31 protein-coding genes are annotated in these 24,083 nt (G+C 58.6%); 10 read left to right on the top strand and 21 right to left on the bottom strand.

What is annotated here, in order from left to right:
- Position 1: 1 nt before the first annotated feature.
- The 5 genes from KP814_RS29410 to KP814_RS29390 are packed head-to-tail and all read right to left on the bottom strand — an operon-like array spanning position 2 to position 5,452.
- The gene (locus KP814_RS29410) at positions 2–1,285 is read right to left on the bottom strand and encodes a S49 family peptidase (RefSeq protein WP_216740121.1); all 1,284 of its coding nucleotides are present in this window, start codon (positions 1,283–1,285) and stop codon (positions 2–4) included.
- Between the two features lie 7 nt (positions 1,286–1,292).
- Positions 1,293–2,765, bottom strand: coding sequence for a phage portal protein (locus KP814_RS29405; protein WP_216740120.1), 1,473 nt, complete (start codon positions 2,763–2,765; stop codon positions 1,293–1,295).
- A complete protein-coding gene (locus tag KP814_RS29400; protein ID WP_216740119.1) occupies positions 2,765–2,968 on the bottom strand; it encodes a phage head-tail joining protein in 204 nt (67 codons plus the stop codon). The genes KP814_RS29405 and KP814_RS29400 overlap by 1 nt, the downstream gene beginning before the upstream one ends.
- Before the next feature lie 7 nt (positions 2,969–2,975).
- Entirely contained in the window at positions 2,976–4,943 is a 1,968-nt protein-coding gene (locus KP814_RS29395) for a phage terminase large subunit family protein (RefSeq protein ID WP_216740118.1), read from the bottom strand.
- Positions 4,940–5,452, bottom strand: a complete 513-nt coding sequence (locus KP814_RS29390) for an elements of external origin (protein ID WP_216740117.1) — start codon at positions 5,450–5,452, stop codon at positions 4,940–4,942. The genes KP814_RS29395 and KP814_RS29390 overlap by 4 nt, the downstream gene beginning before the upstream one ends.
- A 105-nt stretch (positions 5,453–5,557) precedes the next feature.
- Here KP814_RS29390 and KP814_RS29385 point away from each other — a divergent pair, with 105 nt between their 5' ends.
- The 4 genes from KP814_RS29385 (at position 5,558) to KP814_RS29370 (ending at position 7,267) form a co-directional block, all read left to right on the top strand.
- Positions 5,558–6,070, top strand: coding sequence for a DUF3489 domain-containing protein (locus KP814_RS29385; protein WP_216740116.1), 513 nt, complete (start codon positions 5,558–5,560; stop codon positions 6,068–6,070).
- 76 nt (positions 6,071–6,146) lie between these two features.
- Complete coding sequence (locus KP814_RS29380; RefSeq protein ID WP_216740115.1) at positions 6,147–6,422, top strand: hypothetical protein; 276 nt, start codon at positions 6,147–6,149, stop codon at positions 6,420–6,422.
- A gap of 59 nt (positions 6,423–6,481) precedes the next feature.
- Entirely contained in the window at positions 6,482–6,763 is a 282-nt protein-coding gene (locus KP814_RS29375) for a hypothetical protein (protein ID WP_216740114.1), read from the top strand.
- 147 nt (positions 6,764–6,910) lie between these two features.
- Positions 6,911–7,267, top strand: a complete 357-nt coding sequence (locus tag KP814_RS29370) for a hypothetical protein (protein WP_216740113.1) — start codon at positions 6,911–6,913, stop codon at positions 7,265–7,267.
- Here KP814_RS29370 and KP814_RS29365 read toward each other — a convergent pair.
- The 15 genes from KP814_RS29365 to KP814_RS29295 all read right to left on the bottom strand — a co-directional run bounded on the left by KP814_RS29365 (position 7,243) and on the right by KP814_RS29295 (position 19,191).
- Positions 7,243–8,499, bottom strand: coding sequence for a site-specific DNA-methyltransferase (locus KP814_RS29365; protein WP_216740112.1), 1,257 nt, complete (start codon positions 8,497–8,499; stop codon positions 7,243–7,245). The genes KP814_RS29370 and KP814_RS29365 overlap by 25 nt on opposite strands.
- Before the next feature lie 516 nt (positions 8,500–9,015).
- Complete coding sequence (locus KP814_RS29360) at positions 9,016–9,411, bottom strand: DUF6362 family protein (RefSeq protein ID WP_216740111.1); 396 nt, start codon at positions 9,409–9,411, stop codon at positions 9,016–9,018.
- Positions 9,404–9,616 carry a hypothetical protein gene (locus tag KP814_RS29355; RefSeq protein ID WP_216740110.1) on the bottom strand — a complete coding sequence of 71 codons (213 nt, stop codon included), beginning with the start codon at positions 9,614–9,616 and terminating at the stop codon, positions 9,404–9,406. Before KP814_RS29355 ends, KP814_RS29360 begins: the two co-directional genes overlap by 8 nt.
- A gap of 13 nt (positions 9,617–9,629) precedes the next feature.
- Positions 9,630–10,178 (bottom strand): antA/AntB antirepressor family protein, encoded by a 549-nt coding sequence (locus tag KP814_RS29350; protein ID WP_216740109.1) that lies wholly within the window; start codon positions 10,176–10,178, stop codon positions 9,630–9,632.
- Positions 10,175–10,645 carry a crossover junction endodeoxyribonuclease RuvC gene (locus tag KP814_RS29345; RefSeq protein WP_253938719.1) on the bottom strand — a complete coding sequence of 157 codons (471 nt, stop codon included), beginning with the start codon at positions 10,643–10,645 and terminating at the stop codon, positions 10,175–10,177. Before KP814_RS29345 ends, KP814_RS29350 begins: the two co-directional genes overlap by 4 nt.
- On the bottom strand, positions 10,642–10,926 hold the full coding sequence (locus tag KP814_RS29340) for a hypothetical protein (protein WP_216740108.1): 285 nt from the start codon (positions 10,924–10,926) through the stop codon (positions 10,642–10,644). The genes KP814_RS29345 and KP814_RS29340 overlap by 4 nt, the downstream gene beginning before the upstream one ends.
- 149 nt (positions 10,927–11,075) lie before the next feature.
- The gene (locus KP814_RS29335; protein WP_216740107.1) at positions 11,076–13,361 is read right to left on the bottom strand and encodes a phage/plasmid primase, P4 family; all 2,286 of its coding nucleotides are present in this window, start codon (positions 13,359–13,361) and stop codon (positions 11,076–11,078) included.
- Positions 13,358–14,104, bottom strand: a complete 747-nt coding sequence (locus KP814_RS29330; protein WP_216740106.1) for a PD-(D/E)XK nuclease family protein — start codon at positions 14,102–14,104, stop codon at positions 13,358–13,360. Before KP814_RS29330 ends, KP814_RS29335 begins: the two co-directional genes overlap by 4 nt.
- Entirely contained in the window at positions 14,101–14,559 is a 459-nt protein-coding gene (locus KP814_RS29325) for a DUF6511 domain-containing protein (RefSeq protein WP_216740105.1), read from the bottom strand. Before KP814_RS29325 ends, KP814_RS29330 begins: the two co-directional genes overlap by 4 nt.
- A 75-nt stretch (positions 14,560–14,634) precedes the next feature.
- Complete coding sequence (locus tag KP814_RS29320; RefSeq protein WP_216740104.1) at positions 14,635–15,246, bottom strand: hypothetical protein; 612 nt, start codon at positions 15,244–15,246, stop codon at positions 14,635–14,637.
- Complete coding sequence (locus KP814_RS29315; RefSeq protein ID WP_216740103.1) at positions 15,243–16,118, bottom strand: ATP-binding protein; 876 nt, start codon at positions 16,116–16,118, stop codon at positions 15,243–15,245. Before KP814_RS29315 ends, KP814_RS29320 begins: the two co-directional genes overlap by 4 nt.
- Positions 16,115–16,585 carry a hypothetical protein gene (locus tag KP814_RS29310; protein ID WP_216740102.1) on the bottom strand — a complete coding sequence of 157 codons (471 nt, stop codon included), beginning with the start codon at positions 16,583–16,585 and terminating at the stop codon, positions 16,115–16,117. Before KP814_RS29310 ends, KP814_RS29315 begins: the two co-directional genes overlap by 4 nt.
- Entirely contained in the window at positions 16,582–16,797 is a 216-nt protein-coding gene (locus KP814_RS29305) for a DNA-binding protein (protein ID WP_216740101.1), read from the bottom strand. Before KP814_RS29305 ends, KP814_RS29310 begins: the two co-directional genes overlap by 4 nt.
- Before the next feature lie 268 nt (positions 16,798–17,065).
- Positions 17,066–18,019 carry a hypothetical protein gene (locus tag KP814_RS29300; protein ID WP_216740100.1) on the bottom strand — a complete coding sequence of 318 codons (954 nt, stop codon included), beginning with the start codon at positions 18,017–18,019 and terminating at the stop codon, positions 17,066–17,068.
- Positions 18,016–19,191, bottom strand: coding sequence for a hypothetical protein (locus KP814_RS29295; protein WP_216740099.1), 1,176 nt, complete (start codon positions 19,189–19,191; stop codon positions 18,016–18,018). Before KP814_RS29295 ends, KP814_RS29300 begins: the two co-directional genes overlap by 4 nt.
- Before the next feature lie 252 nt (positions 19,192–19,443).
- Here KP814_RS29295 and KP814_RS29290 point away from each other — a divergent pair, with 252 nt between their 5' ends.
- Entirely contained in the window at positions 19,444–19,779 is a 336-nt protein-coding gene (locus KP814_RS29290; protein WP_216740098.1) for a helix-turn-helix transcriptional regulator, read from the top strand.
- A 415-nt stretch (positions 19,780–20,194) separates the two neighbouring features.
- On the opposite strand, the gene KP814_RS29285 is transcribed toward KP814_RS29290, so the two are convergent.
- Positions 20,195–20,650 carry a CopD family copper resistance protein gene (locus KP814_RS29285; protein ID WP_253938718.1) on the bottom strand — a complete coding sequence of 152 codons (456 nt, stop codon included), beginning with the start codon at positions 20,648–20,650 and terminating at the stop codon, positions 20,195–20,197.
- Positions 20,651–20,938: 288 nt separating this feature from the next.
- Between KP814_RS29285 and KP814_RS29280 the strand changes: the two genes are divergently transcribed.
- The 5 genes from KP814_RS29280 to KP814_RS29260 form a co-directional block, all read left to right on the top strand.
- Positions 20,939–21,160, top strand: coding sequence for a hypothetical protein (locus tag KP814_RS29280; RefSeq protein ID WP_216740097.1), 222 nt, complete (start codon positions 20,939–20,941; stop codon positions 21,158–21,160).
- Positions 21,157–21,648: a DUF2924 domain-containing protein gene (locus KP814_RS29275; RefSeq protein WP_216740096.1), complete on the top strand. Its 492-nt coding sequence runs from the start codon at positions 21,157–21,159 to the stop codon at positions 21,646–21,648. The genes KP814_RS29280 and KP814_RS29275 overlap by 4 nt, the downstream gene beginning before the upstream one ends.
- A complete protein-coding gene (locus KP814_RS29270) occupies positions 21,645–23,000 on the top strand; it encodes a recombinase family protein (protein WP_216740095.1) in 1,356 nt (451 codons plus the stop codon). Before KP814_RS29275 ends, KP814_RS29270 begins: the two co-directional genes overlap by 4 nt.
- A complete protein-coding gene (locus KP814_RS29265; protein ID WP_216740094.1) occupies positions 22,997–23,512 on the top strand; it encodes a LacI family transcriptional regulator in 516 nt (171 codons plus the stop codon). Before KP814_RS29270 ends, KP814_RS29265 begins: the two co-directional genes overlap by 4 nt.
- Positions 23,513–23,716: 204 nt before the next feature.
- On the top strand, positions 23,717–24,083 hold a 367-nt coding region (locus KP814_RS29260; RefSeq protein ID WP_216740093.1), incomplete at its 3' end, for a JAB domain-containing protein.

The raw sequence follows: 24,083 nt of genomic DNA, 5'->3' as shown, positions 1-24,083 counted from the left end.
ACTACGCCTCTCCCGCCAAACGTTTGACCGCGGCGACAACCGGACTGTGTTCGGGGCGCAGCTGCGTTCCGGTTTCCGCTGTAATGCGCGAGGCGATTTCAGGTTGTTCGGCGCGGGCGGACAGCAAAGCCTGACGAACCTGGGCTTCGTTATACCCCGCAGCAAGATATTCAGCCGTGCGCTGGGGAGCGCCAGCGATCAGACAGAGCTCTGCAATCGCCTGAGCTTGGGCATACGGAGCCTCAGCCGGCGTCAATGCTCGCGTTGGCGTTGGCGTTGGCGTTGGCGTTGGCGTTGGCGTTGGCGTTGGCGTTGGCGTTGGCGTTGGCGTTGAATCAGCGGTCGCCGTGAGCGTGGGTTCTTCAATGGTAGTGGGAGGGCTGGCAGTTTCGGGCACAGAGAGGTCCTTGGTTAAGTGAGAGTGGGCGCTGCGGCCACGTTCGCGCGGCGTGAGCGCGCCTTGTCGTCGTAGCGCATCGGTGAATTCAGAGAGGGTTTGATCAAAGCTTGAGACGGCGTCCGCCAGTCCCAACGACACGGCTTCTTCGCCAAAGAACAGGCGCGCTTTCGTATTGCGCACGTTGTCCTCGCTCAGGTTGCGCATCTGGGCGACCTGGCTGACGAATATCCGGTACAGACGATCCACTTCCGCCTGGAGAGAACTGGCGGCTTCCGGCGATARCGGGGCATGGGGAGACAGATCGTTTTTATGCTCGCCGGCGTACAGSGCCGTGTACGCTAATCCGTCGCGGGCGTCTTTCGCTGACTGGTCTACGTGCAGCGCGATCACGCCCACCGAGCCCACGCCTGCGGTCTGCGACAAGCTGAGCCGACCCGCGCTTGCGGCGATGGCGTAGGCGGCGGAGAAGGCGGAGTCATTGGCGTGCGCCCAGACCGGCTTGCGGGCGTTCGCCGCGCGGATGCGGTCAGCCAGCTCAAAGACCCCGCCGGCTTCACCGCCCGGCGAGTCAATGTCGAGTAAAATACCCGCCACCTGTGGGTCGGCCACTGCAGCATCCAGGCTTTGCGCGATCTGGCCATAGGAAGACAGGCCAGACGCGGCTTCAAGACCCAGCGTGCGCCGCACCAGCGAACCATGCACGGGGATAACCGCAATGCCGGGCGCGCTGTCTTTGCGCGCTCGCGGCGCCTGCGGCGTGAGGCTCACGCCTGGGTTGGCCAGTCCTATGCGACCACCCACCACCGCCAGGATCACATCCAGTTTGCAGCGGGCGATCAGTAGCGGCGCCCCGATCAAGCGGGACGCTAAATGAATCATGGGCATATGTGTTTTAGTCTTCTGAGGAATCGGAAGGGGCGGCGTCGGTCGCTGCAGCGGATGGTCTGGGATCGGAGTTGAACGCCAGACCGAGTTCGTCTGCGCGCGCGTTATCCGCGGCAATTTCTCTGTCGATGGTTTCCGCGTCATAACCAAACGCGGAGATGGCTTCAGAGCGGGACAGTAACCCGGCGCGAATGGCCACAATCAGCGCATCGAATTCTTTCTTGGGATCGACCCACTGCCATCCCTGGGGCACCCATTTGACGGCGAGATAGTCCCGCCGACGGTTGGCGAAATCGGGCGCGCGCAAAGCGCCTTCCAGCACAGCCTGAGTCATCCATGCGCGCCAGATGGGGCGGCAGAGCTGATGGACAATGACGCCGTGCTGGATCGCTTCGCAGCGACGTCGAAATTCCAGCAGGCCGGCGCGGATTGAGGAGTAATTTACCTGGGTCAAATCGCCAGTGAGCATCTCGTAGGTGATGCCCATCGCTGCGGCGACGGCGCGAAACTGTTGACGCATGAAGTCTGCGTAACTGGCGCCGACGTCCGCCGGTTGCGAGAACTTGATGTCCTCGCCGGGCTCGAGAATCTGCAACGCCCCGGGCTCCAGTCCCGCCAGCGCAGTTCCCTGTCCGTCCGGCGCGCCTTCGCCCATGAGGTTGTCCTCCGGGCCGATGCGTGTGATGAAACCGGCGAACATCGCCGCCGTTTTCTTGCGCACCAGCTCGGCGTCGTCGTATTGATCCAGCTCGTTGAGCTTCACCAGGGCCCGGGCCAGCCAGGGTTCGCCGCGGATCTGACCCGGTCGCAGCGGCCGGAACACATGTAGGATTTCGGCGGCGGGAACCCGCACTGTTTCCAAGTCCGTCGCGCCGGACGCCGGGGCGAGCAGACCGTCTCCCGGATGCGTGCGAAAAAGGTGGTAGGCGACGCGCCGCCCCAGGCGATCGAACTCGATGCCGGCGCGCAGGGTATGACCGTTGGGCAGGTCCTGATTCAGCGTCGGGTCCAGATGCTCCGGCTCCAACACCTGCAGTTGCAGTCCAACCGGCAGATCGTCTTCTGGACGGCGGTAACGCAGCCGCACCAGACACTCGCCGCCCTCCAGCATGGCGCGACACACCAGCGCCTGCAGGCCATAGAAATCCGTCAGTCCGGCGGCGTCGGCATCCTCGCACCAGTCGCGCCACCGTTCATGAATGGCTTCCCGCAAACGGGGATCTTTGACCAGGGACTGGGGTTTGACGCCGACGCCGATGGCATTGGCGACGTAGGCTTCGACGCCCGCTGCGGCCCAGACATTGCGGCGGGCCAGATCCCGGCTTTTGGCGCGCAGCTCATTCTGGGTAAACGCCAACGCCGCCACCGCACCGGGATTGCCCACTTGCCAGGCGAGCGCCCGACGGCCGCCGCCAACGCCGTCATAGGTCGGCGCGGTCTGCCCGAACAGCCCTTTGCGCAGACGCGCGAACCAGGCCATCAGGCGCCTTTGCCCGTCGTCATATAAATCCGTCTTACCCGCGGCGCATGTTCGCGACGGGAAATCTCCGCCTCCACAGTGCGTATCGCCGCCTGCAGCTCGGCCACCGAACGGTACTCCACCGTTTTGTCGCCGAAGCTCACCCGGCGCTCGCCGGTGGCCAACGCCCGCTTCAAAACATCAAGTTGCTCTTGGGTATACATGRGTCTCTTATCGTGTCAGCCACGCGCTCTGAATGCGGCGTCGACTTGGGGATCGGGATTTAGAAACGACAAGACCGCCTTCGAGGGCGGCCTTGTCGTCATAACGTGCAATAGGAGGTTCTGGCGTATCAGGCGGACGCAGTGTTTTTTCGAGCTCGCGCCAATGGCGTTCTTCAAATCGATCCAMCCCCGCCGCACAAGCCGCGGCGCGGGCGTATACATAGCAGTCCAACGCTTCATTGCGCTCACGCATCTTGCGCCATTCGCGCACCGGAAAACCGTTGCGGTCCCGGCGCGTCACCAGCTGCTCCGCACAGAGCTGCTGCAGGAATTCGGCGTCGACCCGGGGTAAGTGAATGTAGCCGGTCGGATAGACTGGAGTGACCCCATCTTCCGCCATGTCTGCGTGCTTGCGCAGGTTGTTGTATAACTCCAGTTTGGCGATGCCCACCGCCACCGAGAACAGTTTGACGCCCCGACGCAATTTGCGACCGCCCTGGGTGACATCCACTGCGGTGGGCGATCCGACCAACGCCGCGCCACGCGCTCGTCCTTTGACGGCCATGAGGCGTGGATCGCGACGGGCGCGCACGAACGCATAGGCTTCCTGTGTGGCGAAGCCGGTATCCAATGCGAATCGCGTCAGGGGGATTTGCGCGCCATCCTCATGGCTCCAGGTTTCATCAAGTAACGCCGCCAAACGTCCCCAGACGTCTTCGCGCGCGGTATCGCCCATCAGCACGCGATGCTCAACCAGCCAGGCTGTCTTGCCGCGACCAAAGGCCCATATCGACGCTTCGATGCGATCCTGTTGTACGTCCGCGCCTCCCACCAGCAGGAGACCGCCGGCGGGTACGCAGCCGACTGGATAATCCTCACGCCGCTCGGCCAGCTGTTGCCAATCCGGCGTTTCGCCGTCCTCCACCCAGGTCTCGCCGAGCTCCGTATTTTTAAAGGTCTTGATCGCGGCGTTGGAGCCTGACTCTTTGTTGACGGCGCTCTCCCAGGCGTAGGCGATATCCGCCCAGGTGCGCCAGCCTATCGGGCTGTACAGGGAAGATAAGTGAAAGCCTGCGGTCTTGGTTCCGCGCCCGGGCGCCATCGCTCGCCACTCGCCGCGCTCCAGCATCCAGGTTTTGTGATGCTCGGCGATGGGGACGGCGCACGCTTCGCACACGTAGGCGGCAGTGTCGGGACGGCCACGCTCCCATCGCAACTGCTCAAAGCGCAGCCACTGCGGGTGGCTACAATGTGGACAAGGTACGACATATCGCCGTTGGTCGGACGCCTCGTATTCGCGCTCTATCGCGCTGGCGCCAGCAATCGTCGGCGTGGACACAATGAAGATCTTGCGGCGGGAGAAGGTGCGCGTACGCGCTTCCGCCAGCGTGATGGCGTCGCCTTCGCCTTCCACATCCACCGGGTAGGCGTCCACCTCATCCAGGAATAAGTATCGCACTGGCATGGAGCGCAGCCCCACCGCGGAGTTGGCGCCGGTCATGACCAATACGCCGCCGCGATACTCCTTCGACAAGATGGTGTTGCCAGAGTCTCTTGATCTCGCGGGGGCGACCAATTCAGTCAGCGCTGGCGTCTCCTCCAACAAGGGATCTATCCGCTGCTTGGAGCTCCGCTTCGCCATATCCACGGTAGGCCAGACCGCCATCATGGGACCGGGGGAATGATGAATAACGTAACCGATCCAGTTAGTGCCGGCCTCAGTGCCGCCGACCTGTGCGCCCTTCATAAACACGACCCGCTCAACTGGCGAGGTCGGAGAGAGACARTCCATGATCTCTCGCAGGTAGGGCGTGCGCTGGGTGCGCCAGCGSCCGGGTTCSGCGGAGGCTTTGCTGGACAGGACCCGGTGGTGATCGGCCCACTCCGACAGGGAGAGCAATCGCTCTGGGGTCAGTCCCTCACGCCACGCCYGTTCGATATCCGCCGCCCCGTCATAATCCGGGCCCGAAATCATCCATCCACTCGGGGACGCAGCTCGCCAAGTTCTTGCAAATGCTCGCGCACCGCCGATTCCAGCGCCACATGGAAAGTGTGTGGRTCAACGCCAAGATGGGCCGCCATATGGGGGGACACYCGCGAGGGCCAGTTCAGCCAGGCGTCGCGTTCGGTGCGCGCCAACTGAAACACATGGGCGATCGCCTGCGAGCGATCCACCAATTCRCCTTTTAGTCGCGCCAGGCGAACCTTGTTCGTCTGCGCCTTGACCACCTCATTRACGGTGCGCGCCTGTAGAAGAGAGGCATTCCCGTTACTAGAGATTTCTTCCGGCGTTCGCGCTTTGACGACGCCCCGGCGCGACCCGACCTTGGGCGATTCGGTATTGCGCTCCCACTCCCGATCCGCCCGTTCCTGATCCAGCGTTCCGTCYTGCTCGGGGGTAATGCGTCCYGTCTGAATCGCCTTACGAACGGCGGTATCGGAGACGCCTCGATGACGCGCATARGCGCGAATGGAAATTCCCATGAGCTGTATCAATCACATCGAAAAAATAACGCTGAATCCACTTGGCTTCCTTCTCGAATGAAGCGTTCATGTCGGCGTCTTAACACACCCGCCAAGGAGCTTTTTATGAGTCACACATTGACGCCCACACAACACGCTGTTTTGTCCCACGCTATCGATCACCGCGAGGGTCGCGTCGACTGGTTTCCAGGCCACATCAAAGGCGGCGCGCGCAAGAAAGTGCTGACCAGCCTGATGAGGCTTGAATTGATCCACGCTGAGGGAGAGGCATGGCGAATCAATGACGCCGCCTACGAGGCGCTGGGACGCGTCAAGCCAAGTCCTGCAGAGCCCGCGCCTGAGTCCCTCGACACAGAACGGGACGAGGCCCAAACAGAGCCACAGCGCCAGCCATCCCGCCGGCGCGCCAACAGCAAGCAAGCCCTTGTCATCCAGATGCTGGAGCGCCCGGAAGGGGCCACCATCGAGCAGCTCAGCCACGCCACCGGTTGGCAAAAGCACACAGTGCGTGGAACCCTCTCCGGGGCGCTGAAAAAGAAGCTGGGGCTCAATGTGATCTCAGAGAAATCCGCAGACGGCGAGCGCATCTACCGCATCGCCAAAACCGATCACCCATAACGCTCTAAATCACTTGCTAAGCCGGCGCTATGAAGCGTTCATAGCGCCACACGAACCACCCAAAAGGAGCGAAAAAATGGGCACCTGGAGCCAACCCAACACCGAAGAAAAGGCCGCCAAACTGGAACGCCTGATGACCAAGCCGCTGCTGAAGAAAGACGCCAGCGACATGCTTTACCACCTGACCGGCGACGATGACCTTTTTGATTTTTTGGAAGAGTTTGAGGAGGACGCGGATGTCCGCCTCCTGGTGCGCTTTCACCTTGAGCGGGCGCTGGACAACCTGCACCTCTCCTACGTGACCTGGGACGAGGCCGCCATCGCCATCTGCAAACGCATCATCGACGCCTGATCCAAGCATTTACCCGGCGGCTCAACACAGCCGCCTTACCCCAAAAAGGAGAAGCCCTAATGGAAACCATCCACCAACCACACACCGAAGAAAAAGCCCTGGCTCTGACGCGCCTGATGTCGGAACCGCTCCCCAAGCGCGAGGCGATTACCAAGCTGCATGGGTTGCTGATAGATGAGCGTCTTGCCCGCTACCTGGGCAAACTTGAGGAAGACGAAGACGCCCGGTTACTGATCCGGTTTCATCTCCTCTGCCTGCTATCGGACGCTAGCCGCCTTATCGCCCCCTGGGAGGACATCGCCTTAAAGCTGTGTTGGCGGCTGATTGATCGCCCCTCCTGATCGCCTACAGCCGGCCTCGTCGCCGGCTTTTTTCGTTCGCCGCCCCTGACGCAAAAAACCGCGGTTATCCCTCCAGATTCAACTTGGCTTCCCGTTCATATGAAGCGTTACTAGGGACGCAACAAACTGACCCAAAGGAAATCAAAGATGGAACGCTCAACACCCATACCCACCACCCAAAACGTCGCTTGGGGCTTCTTCGGAACGATGAATGAGGAGGCCAATGTCGCTTGGCCTCTGGCCATGACAGCCATTTCGAACGCGACGGGGCAACCGCTTGAATCCATCCGAAACTTTTTGGATAGCCGCTACGGAAGACGCTTTGCGGATGAGCTTCGAGGCAATCAGCTAACGGGGCTTACTCTTGAGGCCGCCATTGACGCAACCACCCAAAGCTGGATGAAACGCACCATAGGACGAGTCACCAGCGTACAGCGCGGCATCCCTTACGGGTTGCCTGAGCTGGTTGGGTATGTCATTCATTGCGAGGCAGTCGAGGCCTGATCATCAAAGGCCGTCCCATCACTCTTGCGGACGGCTTTTTCACCCGTCCACTCCTGCCAGCGGCGCACGATCACATCCACGTATTTGGGATCGAGTTCGATCAGACGCGCGACGCGTCCAGACTTTTCCGCTGCGATCAATGTGGAGCCTGAACCGCCAAATGGGTCAAGCACCCTATCTCCCGGCCGGCTGGAATTGCGGATGGCGCGCTCAACCAGTTCCACCGGCTTCATGGTGGGGTGCAGGTCGTTTTTCGCCGGCTTTTTAATTTGCCATACGTCGCCTTGATCGCGATCGCCACACCAGTGTCGGCGCGCGCCTTCCGGCCAGCCGTACAGTATCGGCTCGTATTGGCGCTGATAGTCTGAACGTCCCAGCGTGAAGGTGTTCTTGGCCCAGATGATGAACGTCGACCATTTGCCTCCCGCTTCCCGAAACGCCGCCTGCAGAGTGTCCAGCTCGCTGGAGGACATGGCGATGTATATAGCGCCCCGACAATGTGCAAGGGTTGGGCTCAACGCCGCCAACAAGAAGTCGTAAAAACCGTCGCCGAGATTGTCGTTTAAGATCGCGCGATGCTTACCGCGCAGCTTGTCTTTGGCGCTGTTCGCGTAATTCACGTTATAGGGAGGATCGGTAAACACCATATCCGCCTGCTTCCGATCGCTGAATAATTCGGCGTACGCATCCGGTGAGGTGGCGTCGCCACAGAGGACGCGATGTTCGCCACACAACCAGACGTCGCCGGATTGGGAGACTACGGCCTCTTCCTCTTCGGGAACCGAGTCGTCGTCAGTTTGCCCCTCTACCTCGGTTTCCTCCGGCTCCAGCAACGCCGCCAGATCGTCGGCGTCGAATCCGGTCAGATCCAGATCGAAACCGTCTTCCTGCAGCGCCTCCAGTTCAACTCGCAGCAATTGCTCGTCCCAGCCCGCCTTCAAGGCCAACTGATTGTCCGCGAGGATATAGGCGCGTTTCTGCGTCGGCGACAAATGCGCGAGCTCAATGATCGGGACCTCCACCATTCCCAGTTTTCTCGCCGCCAGCAAGCGCCCGTGGCCGGCGACAACGCCGTTCTCTCCGTCGACCAGGATGGGGTTGGTCCAGCTAAACTCCGCGATACTGGCGGCGATCTGCGCCACCTGTTCCTCGGAGTGCGTACGCGCGTTTCTGCAATACGGGATGAGCGCTTCCACTGACCGGTATTGAACGGTCAGGGGCCGATGACTCATCGCGTCATCCATGGTCAAGGGTTTCAGATTCTGGACCTCAAAAAAGAAAACCCGCCGACGGAAAGCCGTGGACGGGTTCGTGAAAATTCAGGGGTGCGAACCTGTGATTACAGGCGTCAACTTCATGGGCTTGCAGGGCCTGATTTGCGGTCAGGTTTGCAGGCAACATCCAGAAAAAAAGAAACCCGCCGGTGAATCGCTTCACGGGCGGGTAAAGGGAAGTACGTTGGAATCGGACCTGCGAACCGCAAACCCTGCAAACCTCGTTTTTAGCGCTGACGCTAAACAAACGCGGCGCTCACGCCCCCCGCTTCAATTCATGGCCAGGAAGGACCCATCGGGAGCCCAAAAGGCGCCCAGATAGGCCAAATAATCGCCTGGCGGCTGCCATAGCGGGGAGGTGCGCTCGTGTCACGAGGTAACGCAAATATTACCAGAAAAGCCGGCGGATGTTACACACCCAAATTGGCGTCAAACCCGCACCAGCACTACGTTTCCTGCAGGAACCGTTTATAACTATTTATAACTAATCCTTTCCTCGGGATCGTTAAGTCGGACAGCCACCGCGGACAAGGCCGCCTTCCAGCGACGCCACCCTGTGGTGCGGTCCATACCGAAGTGCGCGCAGACTTCTTTCCAAGGACAGCCATCCGCCCGCATCCACACCAGGTGACGTTGATCCTCGGTCAACCATTTCACCCAACGGAAGGTCTCAAGCATGCGATCAATCGCCGCCGGATCGGGCGGCAATCGCCTCACCACAGGCTCCGCTCCCATGTTCTCCCAGGGCTTGCGCAGAATGGCTGGCCAGCTGTTAGCGTATCCCCGCACCCGGACAGGGGGCAGCCGCTGCGCGGTGATAGCCGCGTCGGTGAAACGGTCGGCCACGCGTTCCAACGTCCATTCAGTCATGCTTAGGTTCTCCTGCGCCGTAGAGGCGCTCTCCAATCCGACACAACAGCTCGCTCTCCACCCAGTTCAATCGGTCATCGTCAGGCGAGATCACCAGGATGCGTTGACTGCGCCACCCCTCACGTTTGATCTTCTCTGGGTCGGGACCGGAGTCAGGCTGGAGTCGGGCCAGGGGACCGCGGTAATAAGTTTTGGGAATTTTCATGATCGCTCTCCTTTCACTTCGCCCAACTCGGGCGGTAGCCCGGCGGTAGTAATATCGGCTCCTCGGCGTCCAATGCGCGACGCAGCAACGCCTCTCGTCGGGCGTGAAAGACCGCGTGGATCTGTTCCGACGCCTCCGCCCATGCTTGACGATTGATCGCCTGACGTTTGGCGCGGGATAAGACGATAGGTTTGGGAAGCTGCAAATCGCGACTTTTCAACTTATACAATTGCCGTTCACACTCGATGAAATAGCGGCGCGCCCATCGTCCCCGCGACGTGCGCTCCACCATCGCGACCTCTTTGGCCGTATCCAATGTTAAAAAGTACTCGGTCTTCGTCGAACTCCTTGTGCTTCCCTGGTGGGGAACTTGCTCCACCGTTTGGTGGATCAAGTAGTCCACATTCTCCTCAAATCCATATTTACGGATGCGCCGTTTGATCCAGGTGCTGTAATCCTGGGCGGATTCCAGGAATTGATGCAGCAACCGCGCATCGACCAATTGGGCCGAGGCCCCGCCAAGTCGGCCAGCCACGATGGGAATCAGTGTCGTCTGGCTCATAGCGCGCCTCCTTCGTGCTCCATCGCCCAGGACAGCAACGCCAGGGCGTCGGCCTCGTTGTCGTCCACGGGCGCGAAGCCCTGTTTCCTGACGGCGGCGATCACCTCCTCTTTGCTTGCATTGCCTTTGCCGCTGACGTGACGCTTGATGGTCCCCACAGGCACGCCTTGGTAAGGGATCTCATGGTGCTCGCACCACGCCGTTAGCGTCGCCAGAAAGCCGCCATAGGCATGCGCGGAATCCGTGGAGACATGCCGGCGCACTTCCTCGAAATACAGCGCGTCAATGCCATTCGTGTGCGACTTCAACTCGGTCAACCAGCGTCTGAAACGCAGGTAGCGCATGCCGCCCCCTTCAAAGCGTCGGGGCTTGAAAGATTCAGAGCCGCTGGTGATTCCGGATGGCTGAGACAACGCCCAGCCAGTCTGCGTCCCGAGGTCCAGGGCCAGGAAGGTCGTTTCCATCATGCGTCCTCCCTGTTCAGCGCCACGCCGCGCCAGGCCCGCACGGTGCCGGATCTGAGCTGCGTCGCCACCAATCCCTGAAAGCGCAGGAAGATTCCCAGGCGTTTGGGCGTCGCTGGATAGCGCTCATGCTTCAAGGCCCAAGCGGTCCAACTCTCCCACAATGCGCGGCAGGAGGCGGAGCCGTCTTCCTCGAGCCGGCAGCGGTCCTTGAACCAGTCCCTCATGGCATAGGCGGTGTCGCGGTCGCCAGGATAGGCGAACAAGGTATCCAATGTGTTCATCGTAGTGTCTCCAATGAGTATCGGTGACAGTTTCAGAGGACACCGGAGGGTTTAAGGATTATTCCTATAAGGCGCGCACGCGTAGGGGTTAATCAGTGAACCCTCCGGGAACTCCGGAACCTGTCACCATAAATGGTTTTCTATCGCGCTCAGTCGTCCAGGTAGGGACGTCCAAAGCCGTGGTTTGACGGCCTTAGCCCAATGCCGGCGAAGGCGTTTGAGTTATTGGACAGCCGGCATTTCTCGAACTGGCGCGTCGTCATCATTTCCGAGAAGCGTTTGACGGAGCCCACGTATTCGCCCGCGCGCTCGGCCCACTCACGCCAGTCGGCGAACAATTGCGAGACGCCCTCGCGATGCGCCTTGGAAAGCAGGCAGCGCTCCTCGATCCATTGCCCCAGGGCGTCTTCCGCCTCAAAATACTCCTCCGTCGCCGCCCGCACGCACGCAGGCGGTTTGAGGCCAGTGCGCAGCCACTCCAGACATCCCTCCACCGCCCAGGCGAGGATGCCGTCGCGCTCGGCGAGCAGTTTGTCGGTCAGGCCGCCATCGCGCTTTTCCGGAGGCACGGTCACGGTGAACGGGATCAAATGCAGTCGTCGTTTCATCGCTTCGTCGACATTGCGAATGGCAGGTTTGTGATTCCCTGCAATCAGCAACTTGAACTGGGGGACATACTCAAAGAAGTCCTGGCGCATGAAGCGCGCGGAAATCTTGTCGCCACCGGTGATGGCTTTGACCTTGGACTCGTTCCAGCGACGGCCTTGCTCGGTCTCGATAGCCGACACGAAGCGGGAGCCGCGTAGACCAGCCAGGTCCGTTGGGTGCCGATCGCCACGCGCCTCCATGAACGTATCCATCGGCGCATTGGCGGCGTAGTCGCCCAGAATGGCTCCCACCACGTTCACGAACACGCTTTTGCCGTTGGCGCCTGTGCCGTAGAGGAAAAACAACGCATGCGCGCTGGTGGCGCCACTCAGACAATAGCCGACCACTCTTTGCAAATACGCCTGCAGATCGGCGTCCTGACCCGTCACGTCCGCCAGAAAGCTCCGCCAAATTGGACATTCGCCTTTAGGCGTTGCAGTGGTTGACTTGGTCATGCGGTCCTCACGCCTATGGGGACGCATCTGCCCCGTGCGCAGTTCAACCACGCCGCCCGGCGTATTCAATCCCCAGATGTCCGCATCCCATTCATCGGTAGTGGCCGCGTGCCGGCGGTCCGCCCGCGCCAACCGCTCCACGCCGCCAACCGTGCCAGAGCTGGCGAGTTTGGCGGCGATCCTGGGATTGTCGGCGCGCACGGCGGCATGACGACATACACCGCGGATCAGGTCGGTTGCCGCCAGCGTGTCCTCGGTGCGCCAGCGGAAGCCATCCCAGACCAGCCAACGCCCCCATGTCGCCACGTATCGCCAGTCCTGGTGGTAACGGCGCGTAAAGGCCAACGCCAGCGCATCCTCCGTGCCCCAAACGGATTCGTCGCCGCTGATTACCGGCTCGGCATCTTCGGTGACAGCGTGCATCTGCAGACGTGGGCCATGGGCCAGGAAAGCGCTGCTGTCGAAACCTTCAGACACGGCGTCCGCCGCATCCCAGCCTTCAGCGGCGTCCTCGGGCGGATACAGGACGTGACAGGACTTGGCTCCCGCGCAGAGGATGGCCTGCGCCGCGTGCGTGGCGTACTCCCAGCCTGGTTTGTCGCGGTCGGGCCAGATCACCACCTGCTTGCCCGACAGCGGATTCCAGTCGGTTTTGTCCACTGGCGCTTTGGCTCCATTCATCGCCGTGGTGGCGCAGATACCTGCATCGATCAGCGCCTGGGCGCATTTCTCGCCTTCCACCAACACCACCTGTTCCGACTGCGCGATGCCGGGTTGGTTGTACAGGGGACGTGGTTCGGGCGGCGTCATCTTGCGACGCTTGGCGTCCCAGGGCCGGAATTCCTTCCTGCGCCCAGGAGGATCGTAGCGATACACCACGCCCAAGAGTTTTCCGGCCGCGTCCAGATAATCCCACTTGGCCGTCGCCGGACCGAGATCATCCATCGGCGGCGACTTGCTTCGCTTGCGTGTGGGCTGGGTGCGAGAACGACCCAACAACTCGACGGCCAGATCAAGAACCCTGGAAAAGTCCGCGTATGCGTCAACGTGGTAATACCCGGCAATCATGGTGTAGATATCGCCGCCGACGCCTTCCGCCCGATCAGTCCAAAGACCSGCTTTTTCGCCTTCCAGGACCACTTCCAAACTTTCGCCAGGACTGCCYAACACGTCACCAATCAAGAACAGATKGCGGCGACGTTTACCCGCTGGATACAGCGTCGTCAGCACCGACTCCAGATTGGCGATCAGCTCAGCGCGAATCGCCTCTCGTTCRGCATGGAGATCGCGGTTTTCCAAGGGGCGTGCTACAGGTTCATTAAAGTCGATCATCCTGTCGCCTCCCCASTGGTCCAGCACCGGTTGCGCCATGCGCACATMCGACAYTCCCAGTGCTCTTCGTCCACAAACGAGCGCGGCARCAGCTCTCCCGCATCGGTCGCCAGGATGATCTTCACCGCGCGATCGGACATGCGCTGCGCGAGCTCGCCGTTATAYGGGACAAGCTCRGCGTAGATTTCCATCGTGTCGGCGTTCAGGGCGGTAAACAGCGCAGGCGCCTCATGCAGCCCCAGATAGGCTTGGTAGATCGCCACCTGAGCCGCATAGACCGGCTTTGACTTGGCAAGACGATGCTTTTCCAGATCACGCCATGACTTGGCGCCAAGGCATTTRTGCTCCCACARCGCGGGGTAAACGAATCCCTCCGGCCCACTTACGATAACGCCATCGACATGCCCCTGAAGGCGCTCGTCCACAGCGGAAAATCCAAACTGTTCGCCTACCTCATTGCGGGTGAGAACCGTGAAGCCGGCTTTCTCCAGCCAGTTCAGCATGCARTCCTCCATGACATGACCACGCTCAAAGATCCKCAGAATWCGGCCTTGAGTTTCGCGCCCCGGATCGACCGGAGCCTGMGCGTATTCAAACTGCAGCGCCCGTTCGCAGGCGACGCCCAAYCGYGASGCKCCCAGGTAGGTCCKTGGCGWTTGCTCATCCCTTACTTTGCGCAGCCCGATATCGACCAACGCCGAAATTCGTCCGGAGAAACTTTCAGTTGAGTTGAAATCCATCATGCTGATTTCTCCCAAGGCAGTTCTCCCTCCAAATCGGAAAACAGATGCGTCTTTGGCTCTGACCTCTCGCCAGGCGAACGAACCGGAGCACAGCGTGCGGACTCATGGTATTGAGTCATCGCCGCTACATACCCGCTTACAATCGCCTCGACAACCGTCATCGCCTCCGCCTCAGAGTAAGCGCCTAGCGGCTTGTCAAAACCGATGGCGGTCGCCGCGTCGCCGAAGGGCTTCAGACACTCGCGTAACGCTGCTTTCTCAATGTCGGTGACGTTCAGCATGACTTCCTCCTTTGTCCCTTTCAGCCAGCCCGCATACAGCGCGTGAAAGGCTTTCTGACATCGCGCCGAGCAGAACCGCCAGTCGGTGGGATAACGCTTGCATTCGCCCGGCCGATGCCGTGTATTCAAGTGACCAAACCCTTTGGCCTGGCGAGCGCAGACTCGGCATTTCATGAGATGAGTTTCCCTTAGCCGCCCCAGTGACGGCGGCTGTTTGACGTACTTCGAACAACATGAGAAATAACGCTCCTACTGAGCCCAGGCAGGCTTGCCCGCCGCAACAGCCGATTGCATGGTTGCAGGCGCCGCAGGCGCGCCGCCGCCATTTGGAGGCGTCCTATTTGGGGCCGCCCCCGCCACCCAGGCGGCGTATTCTGGATGGTCCGGCTCCACCGCGTTCTTGATCACATTGCGATCTCCGCCCTTGGCGTCTTTTTCAACGTCCACCCTGGCCAGAAACTCCAGTCCATCGAGCTCCCTGAAGCCATGGATGCGACGTGCGGCCGCCGCCTGGGGCGAATTATCGTTAGGGTTGACCCGTCTGGCGCTGTTGAGCGCAGCGCGGATAAAACTTCGTCCCATTTGCGCCCAGGTCGGTCCTTTCGGTGAATACAGACCGATGTTGCTCCACAGTTTTCGCTTGGCGTACTCGCCGCCAGTGACGATGAATTCCGCCGCCAGATAGACCGCTCCGGTATCGTTTGAGTAGGTGGCGTAGCCGCCGTCCCAGCCTTGATTGGGGTCGTCATAACCCCCGGGTTGCAGCGACATGCGTACGGGCACAACCGTTCCCCTGGGAATCACATCGAAGGCGGACTGTTGTGGATCGGCATCGTTAAAGTCGTTCCATGCCTGGTTCATMGGGCTTGCTCCTTGGCTTCATTGAGTTGATCGACAGCGGGCGGCTGCGTGTATTCCAGACGCTCCAGAGCCGGTTTCGCGGGCCCTGCGACCTTTTCCATAAGTCGTCCCAGGTGCGGTTCTTCCACCGCCTCCAGGCGGCCTGAACGATCCTTGGCGGGGTATCCCCAGGGATTGAGGGTGTGGCAGACGAACGCGCGGTAACCGGCGCCGTCATCCGACTTCAGCTCGGCCAAGGTGACGACCTCGTCGACAATGCCTGGCAGTTCCAGCCCTGTTTTTGAACCGTCGATCTGTAGGGAAAATACGCGGCGGTTGTAATCATCGAGGCGTTCGTCGAGGATGCCGACGAACCAGACGTTTTTGTCCCGTGTGTGCTGCAGATGGGTGAGCCAAGCGATCATCTCCTGGCCCATCAATCCGTATGCGCCGCGTGCGTCGGGCTTGCCGGTTCTCTCCGAATACGCCTGCGGCTGCCCCTTGCACCACTGCATACACAGACGGCCCGCCACGGTAATGGAGTCGACAAATAAGGTATCGTACTTGTCTAAAATGGACGGGTCGCCAAAGCGCTCACACACCGCCTGAAAGTGAGCTTGGCTGAACGGCTGATCCTCGCGTAGCGCCGGATTGGGTCCTCCAATGAACACGGCGAAGTCTCGGCACTCCGGCCAGGTGCGTGGGCGAATGGAATCGCCTTTCCATCCCTCAACAGCGAGATCGCCTGCCTCCAGATCGAAAAACAGCGTGCGCTGGGCGTCGAGCGTCCACAGTTGAGACGTCTTGCCGATGCCGCTTTTGCCAATCAACACGCCTTTGACGCCGCGCTTTTCAGCCAACCTTTGATCGGCGGTGATGATGGGTAGGCTCATGAGCGCGCCTCCCGGAGAGACAAACGAATCGACGGCTTGCCGGGTTTCCGAATACGCGCCGGCTCGAAAGAGCGTCGCAAACTCTGCGGCCAGGCGTTGTACTTGTCCTCGCTGACGATGTAGGTGATATCCAGAAAGTCGGCGGGATCACCTCCCGATGCAGCGATGCGTCGCGCCATCTTCGCCAGGGCGTCCTGGCGCCATTCCACGCGCTCGGATACGCTGGCGTGAACATCCACCGCGCCGTCCTCAAAACTCACGGAATCGGCTTCTTTCCACCGACGTAACGCCTTAGCGCGCCGGCCGTACTTAATCTCCATCGCATAATCAAGGTGGGCCACTAATACCTTGGCGGCGGCGAGCATGATTGACGCTTCCGTTCTGAGGCGGCATAGCGTTTCCCCTGAGCACTCCGCCAGTTCCGGGGCGGACATCGCGATCAGTTCCTCCACAGCATATCGGCTCATGCGGCGTCTCCATGGTCACACAAGCGTTTGGAGGTGCTCTTGCGCAGGCTTATCTCCTCAAATTCCTCCACATCCTCGATGCGATACAGCACCCGTCCGTGCAGCTTCAGGTAGACGGGACCGCGGCCATCAATGCGCCAGCGCTCCAGACAGCCCCGGCTGACGCTCCAGCGCCTGGCCAGCTCATTCTGACTAAGGTGTTTGATTTCCACGATTGGCTCCTTTTAGGTTGTTGCGGAATCGTGGAGCTATCATGCAAAACGAGCGGTGGGAAAATCGGGGGTGTCCTGGTGGGGAAACCGGTGGGAATTTTAAAATGAGGTGGGAATCTGGAAATATGGTAGAGGAGTAGCGGTGAAGTTATCGCCAAGACACGCGCGTGGATAAACCAGATGCAAAATCTAATGATGCGACTTGGTGGGAGTCAGGTGGGAAAATTGAATTGAGGGGTGGGAAAAGCAAACCACACTGGATGGGGCCTCAGCCCACATTCAGGTGGTAATAACCATTGCCTTCATTGACGATCAATGTGTTCCATAAAGGGTGCGGAGCCCATTTGCCTTGGATCTTGTTACGCATGATTCGGTGCAGTTCCTCCTCCGTATCCGCCGAGGCGCGCAAAAGGTCTTTATGGGCGCGTCCGCCCTCTCGATGCAGCGCTTCCATCACTGCGGACTGCTTCTTGGTTAAAGCGTAGCTCTCTCCATTCCAGTACACGCGACGATAGTCGGAAGTGAAGCTCAAGCCAATGCCGCCTTCTTCGCTCATCGCCACGGAGGCGCCTCGCAACAAGGCTCGTATGGACAGGTCATCCAGAAAGCAGTGTTCATGGGATCGGCTCATCAAACTGACCAGTGGCTCCAACGCCATGTCCCTTGGCAACCCCATGCGCTCAGGCAGACGGGATGAAGAGCACACCACTATGGCTGGCGCTCGCGAAGCCTCCCGCTCCAACGCGCTCATAAACGTCAGCAGTCTCTCCGTAGAATCCAGGCTCCGCACAAAATACACATGAGTCAGGCATCCATGAAATCGAGCGGAGCCAAGATGCCAAAAGCGATCCGGGATCAACGACGTTATCCGATGATGGGCCCCTATGCCGAACAACCCCTGCAGCCATGTCAGCAACACAACGACATCCACCATATAACGATTGATGCGTTCGGCGGACACCTCCACCCAGCCCGCGCTGACGGAAAAGTAACGATGTCGACGAATTTCCGGGCACCAGACCAGATCGGCGAAGCCTTGGTGCCCATCAGTGAGATATCCCAGGCATCCAGTGGGTTTCAGAAACAGACCGCTTACCAGTTCTCCCGCCACAGCGGGAAACTCTTCAAATAGCAAGCTGCCAGAGATGCCTGGAGAGGGACTGTTTAACAAACGCAGCAATAATGCCAGGGCGTTCAACGTCAGCAGGGTTTCCGTCATCATCCATGAATATCGTTCAGCAGCCCCCACTGCTTGAGGTATTTCTCCCCAATCAGTCGCTCTTTATCCGTCCGGCTACGCAGGTCGCAGCCATTGGGCAGGGTAATGCGCACAGGCAGCGTTTTACTGCGAGCGCTGCCGTTATCCGGATGAAAACGAATCACCAGTTTCGCCTGTGTGGGCACGAACCCACCGGAAGTCAGCGGGCTATGTTCGCTGAAATACTCCTGGGCGTATTCATGCAATCCCATGATGCTCTTCGCTGGCGTCTCTATTTGCAGGCGCCCCAAACCCGCCAGATCTTTTAATTTGAGCATCACCAAATGAACGGACGCAATGCCATCGGATGCGTCCCAGGTCAACGTTTGATTAGTCATCAGCGGTTCCAGATCGTATCGTCGCAACGGGGTGCGTTCCGCTTCCACACCGCGCGCCAAGAGGGCTTCGGTGAACGCCCGCGCGATAGCGTCCCTTCGCTCCGCTTTCGCTGCGACCACCTCGACCGCTCCATTGGATTCGCAGTAAATGATCGCGTGCTCGGAGATAGGACGCCTGATTCGGGAAACGATGTCGTTTTCTCCCTCGAATTCGAGGTAGGAGTCCGGCAGCCCTTCCTGATACACCATTATCTGGAAGACTTGAGACTGGCCGCCGTCCTCCGCAGCCAACACTCGCCGAAACAGATCCACTTTGACTTTTTCGCCCAGTCCGAACAATGAACGAACCCTATCCTTAAACACTTCAAGGGACATTTCGTCCGAACGTAGCCTTAGACCGGTCTCAACCTGATACCCACTCCAATTACGCCCATGACGATATTGATCGGCGTAGCGAATATCCTCGGCGTGACGAAAACTTTCAGATTCATGCAAATAGGTCCAGAGACTGCGATCCTGGGCGGACGGTAAGCTTTTTAGTTTCGTCACATCTCGGACCGCTCCCAACAGCGCAGCTTGTCCCACCTCGTCGGACATCTGCTGGACACGCTCCATATCGACACGCAGCCGAATTCTTTCTTCCGGCGTAAACGTGTCCACCCATTGGGTCAGCGTGTGTAATAAAGTGGACCGGTCCTGTGTCCAGTCCATCCCGTCAACGGGGGCTTTTTTTCGGCTAAAATAATCACGCAAAATCTCGACCGACGCATGTCGGACGAATTGGCGAATGATAGGCATGAACAACAACCTTCACTGGTAATATTAACGATCAAACATAGGACGCCGAGTGGTGGAAGTCAGGAATGCGAGCTTCGCGGCATGCGTCTTCGTGGCGCCAGGTTTCCTCCCTGTTAAGTGCGGAATGGCGCGCTTGGTAGGCCAAAAGGATTATTCCCAGCCTTGAAACCCCTGTCAAGTAGTGCGTACTCGTTCAGTATCATGTTATTATTCTCTGAACGACGGTCAATAAATATAAGAAAGGAGCCTAACGTGCCAACTCCCCTCGGCGCCAAAGTGCGCGCGCTACGCATCCAACACAAACTCAGTCTGGAAAAGCTCGCCGAGCTGACCCAGTCCAGTAAAAGCTATCTGTGGAACCTGGAGCATCAGGAATCCATCAAACCCTCGGCGGACAAGGTGGAAAAAATCGCCACGGCCCTCCATGTCACGCCAGACTTCCTGCTGGACAAGTCCGACGCCACTCCCGACCAGGACATCCTTGACGCCGCCTTCTTCCGCAAGTTCCGATCCTTGCCGGAGGCGGACAAAAGGAAGTTCCGTAGAATCATCGATGTCTGGTTGGAGGACGATGCTGGGCGAGCCTAGTCGTCATCGCCCTGTGGAGCGCGTCCCAAGGTAAAATCGGCCAGCTTGATTTTTACAGCTAAAACAATTTGTTAGGTAATGGGTCAGCGATAAATCAGGTATAACGGCTACTCTGGAAAATAGTGGCCGAAGGCGATGAGGGCGGACGTTATCCTCTGCGAAAAAACGCATTCTCGACGCCTGAGGGCGCTTTTTCAGGGAAGCCCGCAGGCATTCCTGGGGTTTATCAATTGGACGCACCCAAGACGCTGAAAGAGCCTCTATTCAACGTTACAAGTCCGAGATAAAGTCGCTGTCCCCAATGTCTTGCGTACCCTTTTTTATTATTTATTAACAGGGTGTTACGCGAATATTTCCCGTTAAAAGCCCGAATATGCGTACTCTCTTCCCTGTGAGCTCAAATGAGAGGAGACCGCTACCAATGAATGTAAAACATGCCTTTGGCCAGGATGACGATCGCCATCATATGGAACAGCACGCTGAGGTGAATATACCGGGACAATGTGGACGTCATGGCTCCACATGCGGATCGCCTGATAGCCAGCACAAAATGCGCTAGCACACTCAAAGCCAGTAAAATTTTCACGCTGAGCAACGTACCGAACGGATTAACAAAAGGGTTGGTCAACGCATGCGTCACCGCAACACGATGCGCCACTCCCACCATTGCGATTCCGCTAAGGAAAAGCAGCCCCACAACCCAAGGCATGAACTTACGCGCTCTACGCTGTATTTCCTCATCCAACCGCCCCAGGTATCCAGCAGGGAGGCGCCCGCGTACGCCGTCAAGCATCAGCACTTCAAAGGCGACAGCTCCGATGAACACAATGGCGCAAAGCAGGTGTAGCGTGACGAGAATACCGTAAATCATGCAATCTCCCAGGAAAAATCGCGTCTGATAATGATTCTCAACCATGCTATGTTCGAATGAATGCTTTACCTATGATCAAGATCAAGTTCTTTCCGGGGCTGTGACATTTCCCCTGCCGACGCCATCGATGAGGGGCAGAGAAACATTAAATTTTTACCGCCGTTTCCGCAAAGGCCTGCAATCCCCCGCACCTGCTCGCAGTAGCCTGAAACTCCCTCATGGCTCGTTAGGCGGCCGGTACTGATAATGGCGTCTCCATCAAAAAGTTTGAATATCGGAGCCGCCTTTATGTCATCAAACCTTCCGTTGTCTGGTCCATCCCAGGCCATTCCACCCGAGAAATTAAACGCGATGCAACGTCGGCAGGAAATGGCTCTTATCCTTGCCCACGGCATCGTTCGTCTGCGTGAGCTGAACTCTCAAAAACAGAGCAAGGTGGGACTTGCTTTCCAGGGCCTTCAGAGCGTTCATCCAACTCCGTCACACAGAGAAAAAACGGAGAAAAAATGACCCCATCAAGACTTCAGGAAAAACCATCAATTACCGCTCAAGTGGCCGCGTTACCCAGTTTATCTATACAGGAGCTCCGCGAACTTTGGCGCGAGCTATTCGACAAGGACGCCCCCACCTACGTGAAAACCTATCTTGTGCGCCGCATCGCCTATCGGATTCAGGAGGTGGAGTTTCGTAAGCTCAACCCTGAGCTGCTGGACAACAATCGCCGACGCATCGCCGCACTGGCGGAAGCGACCGATCAGTCCAAAAAGTCCGCCGTCAACCGGCCCCCAGCCGGCACGGTGCTGACCCGGGAATATAGAGAGGTTGAGCACCATGTCACAGTGCTCGCAGATGGGCAGTTTGAGTTTAAAGGACGTCTCTACCCTTCCCTGTCCATGATCGCCCGGGAGATCACCGGGACACGATGGTCTGGTCCTGAATTTTTCGGATTGAATAAGGCCTCGAAATCGAAAGGGACACGCAAGGGAGTCAAAGAATGAGTGAAGCCGTTAAACGTCGACTGCGCTGCGCCGTCTATACCCGCAAGTCCACCGAGGAAGGCCTTGAACAGGAGTACAACTCCATTGACGCCCAACGGGATGCGGGACACGCCTATATCGCCAGTCAGCGTGCGGAGGGGTGGATTTCTGTTGAGGACGACTATGACGATCCCGCTTATTCCGGCGGTGATATGGAGCGCCCCGCTCTACAGCGTCTGCTTAGCGACGTGGAAGGCGGCAAGGTGGATATCATCGTCGTATACAAAATTGACCGTCTCACCCGCAGCCTTACCGACTTCTCCAGAATCGTGGACGTCCTGGATCGCAGCGGCGTGTCTTTCGTATCCGTGACCCAACAGATCAACAGCGCCACCTCGATGGGGCGGCTGATGCTGAACGTGCTGCTTTCCTTCGCACAATTCGAACGAGAGGTCATTGGAGAGCGCATTCGCGACAAGATAGCCGCGAGTAAACGTCGAGGGATGTGGATGGGCGGCATCCCTCCGCTTGGCTATGACATCGAGGGGCGGTATCTCGTCCCCAATGATCGTGAGGCCGAGCTGGTCCGTCATATCTTTGAGCGCTTCGTGGCGTTAGGCTCCAGTACGCCCCTCATGAAAGAATTGCGCCAACAGGGCGTTACCGCCAAGTTGTGGACAACCAGTGAAGGCAGTGTTCGTGGCGGAAAACCATTTGATAGGGTGACGATCTATCGAGTGCTCACCAACCGTGTCTATCTTGGGGAAATCAGGCATTGGAAAACTTGGTACAAGGGGAAGCATCCTCCTCTCATCAGTCCTGAGTTATGGGAACAAGTCCACGGGATTCTGCGTAAAAATCACCGCTCTCGCGGAAACAGTCTACGCGCCAAAGTGCCCTACCTGCTGAAAGGCATTATCTTCGATTCAGAGGGCCGGGCGCTGACGCCTTGGCACACCACCAAGAAAAGCGGAAAGCGTTATCGATACTACATTCCACAGCGGGACGAGAGGGAGGGAGCCGGCGCATCAGGATTGCCTCGCTTACCGGCGGCCGAACTCGAATCCGCCATATTGGAACAACTACGCGGCTATCTGCGCTCCCCCACTCTGATACAGGATATTTCATCGATAGGCGTAGGTTTGGACCCTGAGCTGGACGAGGCCAAGGTCACTGTCGCGATGACGCAACTGGACGCCATTTGGGAGCAGCTGTTTCCGGCGGAGCAGTCCCGCATCGTGCGCCTGCTGGTGGAGAAAGTCATATTTACGCCGATGAGTTTAGAGGTGAGGCTGCGCATGAATGGCATTGAACAAATAACGCAAGAGCTGTGCGCTAACACCGCTCACTTCCCCGAGGAGACTGTCGCGTGAGTGGAGGAAGCATTCAAATCACAGGACGCGCCAGCACAATTTTAGCAAGCAACGGCGCTCCAACCCTGTTTATTCCCATTCGGATAAAACGCCGAGGCGGACGCACAATAGTGACCCTTCCTGAACGTGAAAGCGGCGATCGACCCTGGGACGAGACGTTGACGCCACTGCAAAGAGCCTTAGTCCGAGCGCATCGTCTGGCGACCCGTCTTGAGTCTGGAGAAGCACGCAATATCAGCGACCTGGCGAAGAAAGAAGGCATGGTTGTCAGTTATATCAGCCGCTTTCTGAACTTGACCTTATTGCCGCCAGATATCGTGGCGGCCATTCTCGACGACTCGCTGCCCAGTCACATATTGTTTTCCGATCTGGCAATCGATCCGCCATTACAGTGGGAAGAACATAGAAAAAGGACGGGATTGGCTTCATTGGAACGTGATGAGAATAGGAAGGTCAGCGCCGACAACGCCGTTAGCGACGCTGACCTTACGACCCAGCAAAGTGACGATTGAATGGTCACTAATCAGTGTAGCCGCTGGGGTGCTTTTTAACAGGAGGGAAGTCGTTTGCTTCGCACATAGGAAGGGCGGATATCGGATTGTATTAAGTTGCAATCCTTCGCTGATTACGCGTTCATAGGCTACCAATATTCGCCGGCGCAGGGTGGTGCAACACCCAACGCCGACTAACCACAACCAACTTACACGGAGTTGATCATGGCTGACATCGAGTCTACTACGGCCACGCTTCATTTGAACAGGCGCACTGGGGAATTTACCCTATCCGTGCCCTTGGATTCAGACATCGTTTTAAAGGCCGCCAAGCGCGCTCTGGCGCAACGATTTAAACGTCATTCCTGCAATATGGATGACCCGAGTAAAGTGAAAGAGTATCTGATGATACATCTGGCGCCGGAGCCGCGCGAAACGTTCGCGGGACTTTTCCTGGATACTCAGAACCGATTGATCGCCTACGAAGTGCTATTCCGTGGCGCGATCGACGAGGCCCATATTTATCCTCGCGAAGTGGTGAAAGCGGCCTTACGCCATAACGCTGCAAAAGTCATCGTCGCCCACAACCATC

Origin of the sequence: Hahella sp. HN01 (assembly GCF_018986435.1) — a bacterium.
In the GTDB taxonomy this organism is placed as follows: domain Bacteria; phylum Pseudomonadota; class Gammaproteobacteria; order Pseudomonadales; family Oleiphilaceae; genus Hahella.
The sequence above is the reverse complement of the archived record's forward strand: the minus strand, read 5'-3'. Positions and strand labels throughout refer to the sequence as shown.